Annotated in this window: 14 protein-coding genes; 3 read left to right on the top strand and 11 right to left on the bottom strand. The window is 74.8% G+C overall.

Annotated elements, in window-relative coordinates; genetic code table 11:
* Positions 1-25: 25 nt before the first annotated feature.
* The 6 genes from Sdi02f_RS25385 to Sdi02f_RS25360 form a co-directional block, all read right to left on the bottom strand.
* Entirely contained in the window at positions 26-544 is a 519-nt protein-coding gene (locus tag Sdi02f_RS25385) for an immunity 21 family protein (protein ID WP_108934078.1), read from the bottom strand.
* Positions 545-633: 89 nt separating this feature from the next.
* Entirely contained in the window at positions 634-3,630 is a 2,997-nt protein-coding gene (locus Sdi02f_RS25380) for an AAA family ATPase (protein WP_108934077.1), read from the bottom strand.
* Positions 3,627-4,790 (bottom strand): exonuclease SbcCD subunit D, encoded by a 1,164-nt coding sequence (locus tag Sdi02f_RS25375; protein WP_108934076.1) that lies wholly within the window; start codon positions 4,788-4,790, stop codon positions 3,627-3,629. Before Sdi02f_RS25375 ends, Sdi02f_RS25380 begins: the two co-directional genes overlap by 4 nt.
* Before the next feature lie 226 nt (positions 4,791-5,016).
* Complete coding sequence (locus tag Sdi02f_RS25370; protein WP_031081930.1) at positions 5,017-5,211, bottom strand: hypothetical protein; 195 nt, start codon at positions 5,209-5,211, stop codon at positions 5,017-5,019.
* 233 nt (positions 5,212-5,444) lie between these two features.
* On the bottom strand, positions 5,445-6,071 hold the full coding sequence (locus tag Sdi02f_RS25365; RefSeq protein WP_030401901.1) for a YigZ family protein: 627 nt from the start codon (positions 6,069-6,071) through the stop codon (positions 5,445-5,447).
* A 64-nt stretch (positions 6,072-6,135) separates the two neighbouring features.
* Positions 6,136-6,858 (bottom strand): hypothetical protein, encoded by a 723-nt coding sequence (locus Sdi02f_RS25360; RefSeq protein WP_053638329.1) that lies wholly within the window; start codon positions 6,856-6,858, stop codon positions 6,136-6,138.
* 150 nt (positions 6,859-7,008) lie between these two features.
* Here Sdi02f_RS25360 and Sdi02f_RS25355 point away from each other — a divergent pair, with 150 nt between their 5' ends.
* On the top strand, positions 7,009-7,416 hold the full coding sequence (locus tag Sdi02f_RS25355; RefSeq protein WP_030401903.1) for a CoA-binding protein: 408 nt from the start codon (positions 7,009-7,011) through the stop codon (positions 7,414-7,416).
* 100 nt (positions 7,417-7,516) lie between these two features.
* Here the strand turns inward: Sdi02f_RS25355 and Sdi02f_RS25350 are convergent, their stop codons facing one another.
* From Sdi02f_RS25350 to Sdi02f_RS25340, 3 genes are all read right to left on the bottom strand, one after another.
* Positions 7,517-8,086: a YbaK/EbsC family protein gene (locus Sdi02f_RS25350; RefSeq protein WP_030401904.1), complete on the bottom strand. Its 570-nt coding sequence runs from the start codon at positions 8,084-8,086 to the stop codon at positions 7,517-7,519.
* Between the two features lie 75 nt (positions 8,087-8,161).
* On the bottom strand, positions 8,162-8,734 hold the full coding sequence (locus Sdi02f_RS25345; RefSeq protein ID WP_030401905.1) for a helix-turn-helix domain-containing protein: 573 nt from the start codon (positions 8,732-8,734) through the stop codon (positions 8,162-8,164).
* 106 nt (positions 8,735-8,840) lie between these two features.
* Positions 8,841-9,644 carry an acyltransferase gene (locus Sdi02f_RS25340; RefSeq protein ID WP_030401906.1) on the bottom strand — a complete coding sequence of 268 codons (804 nt, stop codon included), beginning with the start codon at positions 9,642-9,644 and terminating at the stop codon, positions 8,841-8,843.
* 106 nt (positions 9,645-9,750) lie between these two features.
* Here Sdi02f_RS25340 and Sdi02f_RS25335 point away from each other — a divergent pair, with 106 nt between their 5' ends.
* Positions 9,751-10,287, top strand: coding sequence for a gamma carbonic anhydrase family protein (locus tag Sdi02f_RS25335; RefSeq protein ID WP_053664434.1), 537 nt, complete (start codon positions 9,751-9,753; stop codon positions 10,285-10,287).
* A gap of 36 nt (positions 10,288-10,323) precedes the next feature.
* Here Sdi02f_RS25335 and Sdi02f_RS25330 read toward each other — a convergent pair whose 3' ends face one another.
* A complete protein-coding gene (locus tag Sdi02f_RS25330) occupies positions 10,324-10,959 on the bottom strand; it encodes a DedA family protein (protein ID WP_108934074.1) in 636 nt (211 codons plus the stop codon).
* An 81-nt stretch (positions 10,960-11,040) separates the two neighbouring features.
* Positions 11,041-11,478: a DUF4442 domain-containing protein gene (locus Sdi02f_RS25325; protein ID WP_003977512.1), complete on the bottom strand. Its 438-nt coding sequence runs from the start codon at positions 11,476-11,478 to the stop codon at positions 11,041-11,043.
* Positions 11,479-11,562: 84 nt separating this feature from the next.
* Here Sdi02f_RS25325 and Sdi02f_RS25320 point away from each other — a divergent pair, with 84 nt between their 5' ends.
* A complete protein-coding gene (locus Sdi02f_RS25320; RefSeq protein WP_031081937.1) occupies positions 11,563-12,522 on the top strand; it encodes a DUF8017 domain-containing protein in 960 nt (319 codons plus the stop codon).
* Positions 12,523-12,529: the final 7 nt, after the last annotated feature.

The following is a 12,529-nucleotide window of genomic DNA, read 5'->3' as shown; positions in this document are numbered from 1 at the left end:
CGCACGTCGATTTCGCGTGCGCGGCTCACCGGTCGGCGAGCCGTCGCAGGTGAACGAGGCTCAGCCAGGTCTCCGGCCCGGGGCGCACCGTCGCCGCGCGCACCGCGTACCGGCCGGACCGGAGCCCGACCCGCGCCCGGCCGGCGCGGTCGGACGCGGTGCCGGGCCAGGCGGCGTCGAACAGCAGCACGGGGCCGGGCACGCGCCAGGACACCTCGGGCTCCCACTCGGCGGCACCGAGGGCGGCGGGGACACCGGCCAGCACCTCGTCCTCGGAGTCCGCGGCGCACCAGCGCACGAAGGTGCCGTGGTCGGGCAGGTAGGCGGTGGCGGCGGGTTCGTCGCCGAGCACCAGGGCGGTGGAGTCTCCGACGGGAAGCAGCCCGACGTGGCCGTCGACCTCGCAGGCCCGGTCGTAGTCGGAGTCCGTCTCCTCGCCGTCGGCGCCGGTCCAGAACGGCAGGACCGTCTCCGGGACCGCGACGAGCGGCCCTCCGCCCGACTCGACCCACTCCACCCGGCCCGGCTCCGCGTATCGCACCATGCGGGAGAACCTACACGCCGCCGGGCAACCGCGGTCGGCCGCGTCCGCGCCGGAACGGACCGGGGCCGCCGGGGCCCGCACGGGCACGCTCAGCCGGCGCCCCGCTGCCGCAAGAGCGAACCCGACCGCCCCTTCACGACCTCCAGTTGGGCGTGGACGCGGCGGCGCAGGTCCGCCACGTGGCTGACGATGCCGACGCTGCGGTCCCGCTCGCGCAGTGCGTCCAGGACGTCGAGGACCTCGTCGAGGGTCTGGTCGTCGAGGCTGCCGAAGCCCTCGTCGATGAAGAGGGTGTCCAGGCGGACGCCGCCCGCCTCGTCGGTGACCACGTCGGCGAGGCCGAGCGCGAGGGCGAGCGAGGCGAAGAAGGTCTCGCCGCCGGACAGCGTGGCCGTGTCGCGTTCACGGCCGGTCCAGGCGTCGACGACGTGCAGACCGAGCCCGCTGCGGCCGCGCCCGGTGCGGTCGTCGGAGTGGACGAGGGTGTAGCGGCCGGAGGACATGCGCAGCAGCCGGGCGGTGGCGGCGGCGGCGACCTGCTCCAGGCGGGCGGCCAGGACGTACGACTCCAGGCGCATCCGGCGTTCGTTGTCCGCGGAGGTGCCCGCCGCCAGGGAGGCGAGGCGGGCGACCCGGGTGTGTTCCTCGCGCAGCGGGGCGAGCCGGCGCACGGCGGTGGCGGCCTGCGCGGAGAGCCGGTCCAGCTCGGCGCAGCACCGGGCGGCGGCGTCACGGGCCGAGGCGGCCTCGCGCAGGCGCCGGCCCGCGTCGGCGGCGGCACGCTCCGCCGCGGCGAGGTCGGCGGGCGGTTGCCGGGCCGCGTCGGCCGTGTCGGCCTCGGCGAGGACGGCCCGGACGGCGGCGTCCTCCGACTGCCAGGCGTCGAGCCGCCGTTGGAGCTCTCGGTGGGCGGTGTCGTCGAGGAGGGCGGCGGCAGCCTCCGCCGGGGTGTCGAAGCCGGCCCGGAAGGCGGCGTCGGCGAGCCGCGCGTCGGCGTCCTTGAGCCGCTGGGCGGTGTCCGCGGCGGCGCGGGAGGTGTCGGCGGCCTCCGTGAGCAGCGTGGCCTGTCGCTCGAGCTGCGCCGCCCGTGTCTCCACGCTCTCGGCGGCACCGCGTGCCCGCGTCAACTCCGCCTGCAGAGACGTCTGTTCGCGCTCCAGCCGCTCGCGTGCCTCGACCCGGGACGCGGACCGGACGGCGGCCTGCTGCTGGGCGGCGACGCGCTCCTCGCGCTCGTGCTCGGCCCGCCGCAGCGCCTCCTGCGCGGGGTGCAGCCCGGAGGCGTCCGTTCGGGCGCGGGTGTAGTCCCGTTCGATCTCCTCGGCCTCCTCGGCCAGCCGCGCCGTGGGCGCGTCACCGGCTTCCGCCGTGGCGGCGGCGAGGGCCTCGCGTACGGTGCCCAGGCGCCGTTCGGCGTCCGCGCGCCGCTCGTCGGCCGCCTGGTAGGCGGCGAGGGCGCGCTCCTCCGCCGCGCGGTCGACGTGTCCGGCGCTCTTGCGCGCGGGGGCGGGGTGTTCGGTGGCGCCGCACACCGCGCAGGGTGCGCCGTCGGTGAGGTTCGCGGCGAGTTCGGCGGCGATGCCGTGCAGCCGCTGTTCCTTGAGGTCGAGCCATGCGCCGCGGGCCTCGACGGCCGCTTCGGCGAGGGCGAGGGACTGCCGCCGCGCCGCTTCCGTGTCGTCGGTGAGCCGGTCCCGCCGCCGGGCGGCGACGAGCCGCCGCTGCGCCGGATCGCGCTGCACGGCGAGCTGTTCGGCGCGGGTCGCGGCCTCCTGCGCCGAGTCGACGCGGGCCTGGAGCCCGGCGCGGGTGGTCTCCCAGTCGGCCAGCCAGGCCTCCGCCTCCTGCCGGACCTCCTCGTCGGCGTGTTCCTGCCGGTCGAGGCCCTCCCGTTCCCGGACCAGCTCGGCGAGGCGTCTCTCGGCACGCCGGGCCGAGGCGAGGCCGCCCAGTTCCTCGGCGGCCCGGCGGGCGGCGGCGGCGAGTCCCGCGGGGCCCGCGTCGGCGAGCGCCCGGGGCAGCGGGACACGCGCGCGGGCTTCCGCGGCCGCCGCACGCCGGTGTTCCGTCTCGGCGGCGTCCCGCAACTCCAGGGCCGGGGCCACCGCTTCGGCCTTGCGGCCCCGCTCCATGCGCTCACGCACGGCGCGGTGGTCGTCGGCCCGCTCCGCCAGCCGTGCGGCCCGCTCCCGCGCCTCGGCGAACCGGCGTTGCAGCCGGTCGAGTTCGCGGGCGTCGGCCAGGTCGCGCTCGGCGGCGTCCCGGGCGGACTCGGTGGCCGTGAGGCGGCAGTCGGCGACCGCCAGCCGTTCCCGGGCGGTGGCGCGGGCGAGGGCGGCGGCTTCCAGCACCGCGTCGGCCAGGCCCGGCTCGCCCGGCGCCAGCTCCGGCAGGTCCATGGCGCTGCCCGCGGCCTGCTGCATCCGGTGGGCGTCGGCCAGCAGCGCGGCGTCCCCTTCGCGCACCCGGGCCTCGGTGCCGCGGCGCCGTTCGGCGAGGTGCTTCTCGACCTCGGCGAACCGCCGGGTGTCGAAGAGCCGGCCGAGCAGCTTGCCGCGTGCCTCCGCGTCGGCGCGCAGGAAGCGGGCGAACTCGCCCTGGGGCAACAGCACGACCTGGCAGAACTGCTCGCGGCTCATCCCGAGGAGCTGCGTGATCTCCTCGCCGACCTCCTGGTGGGAGCGGCTGAGGTCCTTCCAGGTACCGGCCTTGGCGTCGTACTCGCGCAGCCAGGTCTGCGCCTTGTCGACGGTCGTGCCGACGCCCTTCTTCTTGGGACGCTCCCAGGGCGGCTGCCGGGTGATCTCCAGCCTGCGCTCCGCGACGGTCAGTTCGAGGCGCACCTCGGTGCGGGTACCGGTGGCGGCGTGGTCACTGCGCAGCGTCATGCCCTGGCCGCCGCTCTGCCGGGCGCCGGGGACCGAGCCGTACAGCGCGTAGCAGACGGCGTCGAGGACGGAGGTCTTGCCGGCGCCGGTGGGGCCGTGCAGCAGGAAGAGCCCGGCGGCCGAGAGGTCGTCGAAGTCGACGCTCTGGGAGCCGCCGAAGGGCCCGAAGGCGGTGATGTCCAGCCGGTGCAGCCTCACCGGGCCACCTCCCGCACGGTGTCGTCCGCACGCACGGCCTCGAACGCCTCCCGGAGCACGCCCCGTTCGTGGCCGTCGGGCCCGGCGCCGCGCACGTGGGCCACGAAGTCCTCCGCGATCTGCTGGTCGCTGCGGTCGGCGAGCCGCCGGGCGTAGGACACGCCGGGCTCGTCGGGGGCGCGCTCGGGGTCGAAGAGGAGGCTCAGCGTGTGCGGGAACCGCTCCGCGAGGCGGGCCATGGGCTCGTCCGGCCGGACCGGGTCGGTGAGGGTCGCCTCGACCCACGCCTCCTCGTGCGGGGTCAGCTCCGGGTCGGCGAGCAGGTCCGCCAGCGTTCCGCGCAGCCGGGCCAGCGCGCGCGGCACGGGGCAGTCGATCCGCTCGGCGGTCACCGATCCCTCCGCGTCCAGATCGACGAGCCACATGCTCTTGCGGTGCCGGTGCTCGGAGAAGGAGTACGGCAGCGGCGAGCCGGAGTACCGGACGCGCTCGGTGAGGGTCTGGCATCCGTGCAGATGGCCGAGCGCCACGTAGTCGACGCCGTCGAAGACGCCGCAGGGCACGGCGGCGACCCCGCCGACGGTGATGTCCCGCTCGCTGTCGCTCGGCTCGCCGCCGGTGACGAAGGCGTGCGCGAGGACGACGGAACGGGTGCCCCGCGCGCGGGTGGCGAGGTCGGCGCGCACCCGGTCCATGGCGGCGGCGAGGACGGCCTCGTGCCCCGCCTTCTCCACGCCGAACTCGGTCTTCACGAGGGCCGGTTCGAGATACGGCAGTCCGTAGAAGGCGACGTCCCCGTGGGCGTCGGCCAGCACCACCGGGGTGCCGCAGCCCGCCGGGTCGGTGCGCAGGTGGATGCCGGCCCGGTCGATGAGCCCGGCACCGACCCCGAGACGGCGGGCCGAGTCGTGGTTGCCGGAGATCATCACCGTCGGCACGCCGAGGTCGGCGAGGCGGTGCAGGGCGTCGTCGAACAGCTCTACGGCGGCGAGCGGCGGCACCGCCCGGTCGTACACGTCTCCGGACACGACCACGGCGTCGACGGCGTGCTCGCGCACGGTGTCGACGAGGTGGCCGACGAACCCGGCCTGGGCGCCGAGCATGGTGACCCGGTGGAACGCCCGGCCGAGGTGCCAGTCGGAAGTGTGCAGGAGTCGCATGGTCCCCGAGACTAACGGGAGGGTCCGACAGCCCGGTCGGTAACTCCCGTTTCGCCCCGCCCGTGCTGCCGTTGTGAACCGCTACACCCCTGTTGTCCCGCTCTGTCTCGTTCCGTGACCGTGAAACAGATCGTGCGCCGGGGCAGTACCAGTTCGGTGCGCTGCCGGCGGGCGACGATGCCGCCGGCCTCGGCCGGCGGGAACCGTGTCCCGGTGACGCAACCGCTCAGCTGCTTGGACCTGCTGCCGTCCGGTCCACCTGTTGCGGCTCCACCGCCCTCCCCGGCACCAGGACGGCAAGGGTGCTGCGCGCTTCACGCCGCAGTGTGCCGCGCCGGGCAAAGGTCGCCGTCAGAGCGAGGACCGAGACCGTGCCCCCGTAGAAAACAGCAGCAATCGTGGAGAGGAGCCCGATCGTCATCGGGCACGCACCTTTCTTCCCCCCGTTCGGCCCGCCCGGCTCACAGCCCGGAGCGGGCGTTGATGCGTTTCCCCTCCACCATATGTGCGTCGTCAACTCCCCCTGCGTTCAGACTCGTCACTGGCCGAGAGCCATCCACGACTACGGCCGCGTGCCGATTCCCGCTGTCCGCTGTCCGCTGTGCCACCTGTGCCGCAATCTGGCCGACCCGGCGAACCTTCACGGTCACGGCACTAGGCGTCCCCGTACGCCTCTCCCCCCAGTTCGAACCCGGCCGATCCGGCCGTGGCGTCGGCGAGCCAGGAGCGGAAGGTGTCGACGTCGGCCTCCGGCAGGCCGACCTCGATCGTGACGGCCTCGCCGTAGTGCACGTCGCGCACCGCGCGGCCGGCGGTGCGCAGGTCGTTCTGGAGCTTGCCGGCCCGCTGGTGGTCGACGGTCACCGTGGCCAGCCGGAACCGGCGGCGGGTGAGGGTGCCGAGGTCGTCCAGGGCTTCGCCGACCGCGCCGCCGTACGCGCGGATGAGTCCGCCGGCGCCCAGCTTGACACCGCCGTAGTAGCGGGTGACGACGGCGACGACGTACCGCATGTCGCGGCGCAGCAGCATCTGGAGCATCGGGACGCCCGCGGTGCCGCCCGGCTCGCCGTCGTCGCTCGCCTTCTGGACGGCGGCGTCGGCGCCGATGACGTACGCCCAGCAGTTGTGGGTGGCGTCCGCGTGCTCCTTGCGCACGCCCGCGATGAACGCCTGGGCGTCCTGTTCGGTGGCGGCCGGGGCGAGGGCGCACAGGAAGCGCGAGCGGTTGATCTCGGTTTCGTGCACCCCCGCGCGGGCGACCGTTCGGTACTCGTCCTGCATCCGGCCAGCCTATGCGCTCGCCGTGCCGCATCCTTGGGGCCGGTCCTGGTGGCCGGCAACGCGGTCAGTACGCGGTGCCGACGTCCCGGGTGAGGTGGAGGCCGAGGAACCGGTCGGCGTAGGCGCAGATCTCGAACCGGGCTCCGTCCGCGAGGCCGGGGTCGCTCTCCACCGCGCGCAGGACCCGCAGCACCCCGGGGGCGTCCAGGTCGTCCTCCCAGGCGGCCCGCAGCCGGTCGCGCACGTCGTTCGGGACCGGACGCGAGGGGTGCCGGGCCCAGTCGGCGACCGCCCGGCGCCACCGGGCGAGGGTGTCCCGGGCCTCGTCCAGTGCGGCCGCGCCGAGCTCCACGCGCGCGTGGTGGTGCCGTTCCAGCAGGGCGAGGCGCAGGGCGTCGGGGTCGGCGAGAGAGGGTTCGGCCGGGTCCACGGGAGCGACGGCGACCGTCGCCACGTCCGGGAGGCCGCCGCCCTCACCCTCCCCCACGACGCGGACGCCCTGCCCGGTGCCCGGCCCGCGGCCGGCGGCGTCGCCGTCCTCGAAGGGCCGGATGCCGAGGGCGGCGGCGTCCTTGCGCAGCCGCGCCCCGTTCTCGGCCCCCGTCAGCACGGCCCACACCGGAGTGCCGTCGAGTTCCAGGGCACGCACCAGGAGGTCCGCGACGAGCAGGACGCGCAGGGCGGTGGCGTCCCGCCCCGGCGCGTGCGCCTCGACACGGGTCGGTGCCCGCCGGGCGGGCACGGCGGGGGCGGCTTCTGCGGTCCGGGCGTCGATGATGCGCAGCACGAGGCGAGCGTAGGCGGCGCGGCGCGACGGCGCACTGGGAGGCGCGCCGTGCCGCTCGCGCCGCACGGGGAATCCCGGCACCTCGCCGTCCGTTGTCCCGACCGGGCGGCCCGACCCGCGGGCCGCCCGTGAGCACGAGGGAGGCCGCCGGTGTACGGCGACGAGGCAACCGTCCGCAAGATCCTCACCGAGTCGGGCGACACCTGGGCCGTGGTGGGCCTGTCCAACAACCGGCAGCGCGCGGCGTACGGCGTCGCCGAGGTGCTCAAGCGCTTCGGCAAGCGCGTCGTGCCCGTCCATCCCAAGGCGGAGACGGTGCACGGCGAGCAGGGGTACGCCTCGCTCGCCGACATCCCGTTCGACGTGGACGTCGTCGACGTCTTCGTCAACAGCGACCTGGCCGGCCCGGTCGCCGACGAGGCGGTCGCCAAGGGCGCCAAGGCGGTCTGGTTCCAGCTCGGCGTGATCGACGAGGCGGCGTACGGGCGGACCAGGGCCGCGGGCCTGGAGATGGTGATGGACCGCTGCCCCGCGATCGAGATCCCGCGGCTGGGCTGATCCCGGCCGGACTCACCGCGCACCTGCCCGGACCGGACGGAACGACCCCCGCTCGGTCCCGGAGGGACGACCCCGCTCAGTCCCGGAGGAACGGCCCCGCTCAGTCCTGGACCAGCCGCGCGCCGAGCCCCTCCAGGACCTCCGCTCCCGGCAGCTCCGCGAAGGCCTTGCCCGGCACCAGCAGCTTGCCGCGCCGGCGTCCGCTGCCGACCAGGACGTACGGCAGGTCGACGACGGCCGAGTCCACCAGCACGGGCCAGTCGCCGGGCAGGCCGACCGGCGTGATGCCGCCGTACTCCATGCCGGTCTCGCCGGTGGCGGTGTCCATCGGGGCGAAGGATGCCTTGCGCGCCCCGAGGTGCCGGCGGACGACGCCGTTGACGTCGACCCGGGTGGTGGAGAGCACGACACAGGCCGCCAGGGTCGTGCCGCCGCCCCGCTTGCCGGTGACCACCACGCAGTTGGCGGACTGTTCGAGCAGCTCGCGGCCGTAGTGCTCGACGAAGGTGGCGGTGTCGGCCCATTCGGGTTCGGTGTCGACGTAGAGGATCTGGTCGGCGGGCACGGTGCCGTTCCAGTGGCGTACGGCGTCGGCGACCGGGCGGGTCAGTTCGCCGAGGCATTGCGGGGCGGGCGTGGCGCTGTCGAAGGTGCCGATGGGTGCGTGCATGGCCGCACGCTAGCAACGGCGGGCGGCGCGGCGAACGGCCGTCTCAGCGGGCGGGCGGCGCGGCGAACGGCCGTCTCAGCGGGCGGGCGGCACCGAGACCGCCATGATCATCTCCATCGGCCCGTCGCCCTCGTTGCCGTACGTGTGCGGGGTGTCCGACTCGAAGGAGGCGCTCGCGCCCGCCGGGACGCGGTGGACCACCCCGTCGACGGTGAGCGTGAGTTCCCCGGAGGTGACGTGCACCAGCTCGACCGTGCCGGTGGGGTGCGGGTCGGAGGGGCTGCTCTCGCCCGGCATCAGCCGCCACTCCCACATCTCCAGCGGGCCGGGTGCCTCCGCCCCGGCGAGGAGCCTGCTGAAGCTGCCCGCGTCGGTGTGCCACAGGCGTACGGCCTGCTCGGCGGGGACGACGCGGACCGTGGGGCCCTGCTCCCAGTCGAGCAGGGTGGCGATGCTGACGCCGAGCGCGTCGCCGATCTTCACGACGGTGCCGAGGCTCGGGTTGGTGCGGGCCTGTTCGATCTGGATGAGCATGCCGCGGCTGACTCCGGCCCGCACCGCCAGCGCCTCCAGCGTGAAGCCGCGCTCGGTGCGCCGGCGCTTGACGTTGCGCGCGAGGGACTGGGTCAGCAGGTCGAGGTCCGCCACGTTCCGTCCAGGGACTTGTGCATCGCTGTGCAGGACAGGGTGCGCAGGAGTGAACCGTGGTCCGCCGCACCCGAAGGTCCACCGAACTGTACTGCGAGGCGCCCGCTCAGCTCTCCGCGGCCGGTTCGGCGAGCCTGCCCGCCGCGTCCTGCGGGTCGCCGGTCTCGGCCAGCCGGGCCACCGCCTCGTCGTCCAGCCGGGACAGCTCCCGCAGTTGCCCCGGCGTGACCCCGTCGGGGATCGGCACCGGAGGCGGGGTCCTGAGCGGGGGCTGCCAGCCCTCGGCGGGGGTCCAGCGCCGTACGACGCGGGCGGGGGCGCCCGCCACCACGGCGTGGTCGGGCACCGTGCCCCGGACCACGGCGCCGGCGGCCACGACCACGTTCCGCCCGATCCGCGCGCCCGGCAGGATCACCGCGCCGGTGCCGACCCAGCAGCCGGGGCCGATCTCCACCGGGTGCATCCGCGGCCACTGCTTGCCGATGGGCTGGTGCGGGTCGTCGTAGGAGTGGTTGGTGGAGGTGACGTAGACGTACGGGCCGAAGTAGCAGTCGCTGCCGATGGTGACGGTGGTGTCCGCGATGACGTGGCTGCCGCGGCCGAGGACGACCCCGTCGCCGATGCGCAGGATCGGCTCCGGGCCGAGGTCGAGGTCGGGCATGAGCCCGGCGGTCAGCGTGACCTGCTCGCCGATGATGCAGTGGGCGCCGACGTGGATCCAGGGCTCGCCGAAGACCGTGCCGAGCGGGAAGGCGAGCCGGGTGCCCGTGCCCAGCGCGCCGAAGCGGAAGCGTCCGGGGTGCGCCGCGGTGACGGAGCCGGTGCGCTGCACCCAGGCCCAGCCCGCGTGGACGGCCCGCTGCGCGAGGCGGCTCCGCCAGGACGAGAACGTGTTCTTGCGCTTCGGCACCCGCTCACGGTAGTCCGCGCGTGGTGCGCCCAGGACGCGGGAGCGCTGTGATCTTCACCCCACCGGGTGGCGTACGGTGCCGTACAACACCGAGCAGGAGGCGAAGATGACGCAGAAGGCGCTGATCACGGGCATCGGCGGCAAGGCCCCTCGGGTGGACGCCGGGGCCTTCGTGGCACCGACGTCCTCGGTCGTCGGGGACGTGACGCTGCACGCCGGGGCGAGCGTCTGGTACGGCGCCGTGCTGCGCGGCGACGTCGAGCGGATCTCCGTGGGCGCGGACAGCAACGTCCAGGACAACTGCACGCTCCACGCCGACCCCGGCTTCCCCGTCACCGTCGGCGAGCGCGTCTCCGTCGGGCACAACGCCGTGGTGCACGGCGCCACCGTCGAGGACGACTGCCTGATCGGCATGGGTGCCACGGTCCTCAACGGCGCGGTGATCGGCGCCGGTTCACTGGTCGCCGCGCAGGCGCTGGTCCCCCAGGGCATGCGGGTGCCGCCGGGGTCGCTGGTCGCCGGGGTGCCGGCGAAGGTGAAGCGGGAGCTGACGGAGGAGGAGCGTCAGGGGATCACGCTGAACGGCACGATGTACGCGTCGCTGGCCGGGCAGCACCGGGACGCCGTGGGGGACGTTCTGTAGGACACCGCCCGCGGGCCGACTGCGCTGCGGGGCGCTTCACTCCCCGGCGGTCGCGGGCTCGGGCTCCGGCTGGACCTTGCCCGCCTTGCGCTTGACGATCAGCATCGATGCGATGCCGATGGCGACGGCCAGGACCAGGCCCAGCCAGGAGAAGCGCTTGAGCCAGGACTCGGCGACGACGCCGACGTAGTAGATGACGGCGGTGGTGCCGCCCGCCCAGAGGATGCCGCCGAGGACGTTGGCGATCAGGAACTTCCAGTACGGCATCCGCAGCACGCCGGCCAGCGGGCCGGCGAAGATGCGGAGCAGGGCGACGAAGCGGCCGAAGAACACGGCCCACATGCCCCACTTCTGGAAGGACCGCTCGGCGGTGGCGACGTGCCCCTCGCTGAAGTGCTTGGGGAACTTCCCGCCCAGCCAGGCGAGCAGGGGCCGGCCTCCCTTGCGGCCGATGGCGTACCCGATGGAGTCGCCGATCACCGCACCCGCGCTGGCGCACACGCCGAGGACGAGCGGGTCGATCCCGCCGTGCTGTGACGACAGCAGGGCCGCCGACACCAGGATGATCTCGCCGGGCAGCGGGATGCCCAGACTCTCCAGACCGATGACCAGCGCGACGACGGCGTAGACGGCCGCCGCGGGCACCGTGTCGAGCCATTCCTGGACGTGCAACGCCCCACCCTCCGCTTCGGATGCCTGTTCCCGGTGCTCCTCGTTCGAGGCGCACCGGGAAGCCTACCCGGTCGGCGGAGGTCAGCCGTTGGGGCGCAGGGTCCATATGACGGTCATCTCACCGGTGACGGCGCCGTCCTCTCGCCGGATGGCGACGCTCACCGGGAACTCGGGCCGGCTGCCGGCGTCCAGTTCGGCGACGACCTCCGCGGCGGGACGGCCGAGCGTCGCGGTGGCGGTCACCGGGCCGAGCGCGATCTTCTTGAAGGCGATCTCCGCGGTGACCGGCAGCGGCACCGCCCGGGAGAGCTGGTCGCCGAAGGCGGCGAGGACGATCGCGCCGCTGGCCGACTCGCCCAGCGTGAACATGGCTCCGGCGTGCGGTCCGCCGACGTGGTTGCGGTACTCGCTCTGGTCCGGGAGGGCCAGGACGGCCTTCTCCGGGGTGGTCTCCAGGTACTCGAGGTTCAGGGTCCGGACCATAGGCACCGTGGCGGCGAGCAACTCGCCGATCGACATCTGATCTGCGCTCATGAGGGCAGGTTACCCGCGAGTAGCATCCAGGGCCAGACACCGGGGAAGATCGCCGTATGCTGTGCGCCCATGTGGCCAGGAGAGCAGTCACCAACCGGCGCACCGGACCCGCGACAGCCCGACCCGCACCTGCGGCCCGGCTACCGGCAGCCGTCGCCGTACGCGGGAGAGCAGCAGCCCGGCGCCTGGAACGCCCCCACGGTCGCGGCCGGCGGACCTCCCGGCCGGGGTCCTCGCAGCGGCCGTACGAAGGCGGTGGCGATGGCCGCCGCCGGGGTCGTGGTGGTCGCCGCCGCCGCGACCGGGGTCGTGGTGCTGGGCGGGGACGGGGACGGAGAGGCCCGGCCCGGCCCCACCGCCTCCTCCGCGTCGGCCTCCGCCCCGTCCGGCTCCGCCGCCGGCGAGGCACGCGACGGTGACGGCGTGCCGGAGGCCACGGTGGCGGGCTGGACCGTCGTGGCCAACCCCGGCCGGGGCCTGGCCTTCGACGTGCCGGCCTCCTGGGTGCCGCAGTCGCCCGACTGGGTCACCTACGTCGCCGAGGACGACGACCCCGAGGACACGCCCCTGGCCGCGATGAAGGCACCCGCCGTCCTCAAGGAGAAGTGGTGCGCGGCGGACGACGACCGGGACGGCTCCGTCGACTACACGCCCCTGGCCAGTGCCGGCACCCGGGGCAACAACGGCGCGCGCAGCACCGAGGAGATCGCCCGGAACGACTCGGCGGCCTGGGTCTACGGAGGCTTCACCCAGCCGGACCGGGACAAGGTCGCCACGGGCCCGGTGACGTCCTTCACCACCGCCTCCGGCATCAGGGGCAGCCTCGCCACCTCCCGGTCGTCCGGGGTGGTGAAGAAGGGCAAGTGCGACGTCAACGGCAAGGCGACCACCTTCGCCTTCAAGGCGGCCGACGGCGACTTGGTCTCGTGGTCGTTCTTCGGTGCGGCGGACGTCGCCGACGAGGTGCCCGACACCACCGTCCGCGCGATCCTGGCCACCGTCAGGGAGTACACCCCGCCGGACTCCTAGAGGGCCC

The organism is Streptomyces ardesiacus (genome assembly GCF_003112575.1).
Lineage (GTDB): Bacteria > Actinomycetota > Actinomycetes > Streptomycetales > Streptomycetaceae > Streptomyces > Streptomyces ardesiacus.
Note: the sequence above shows the minus strand (reverse complement) of the source record. Positions and strands in the feature narration are given on the sequence as shown.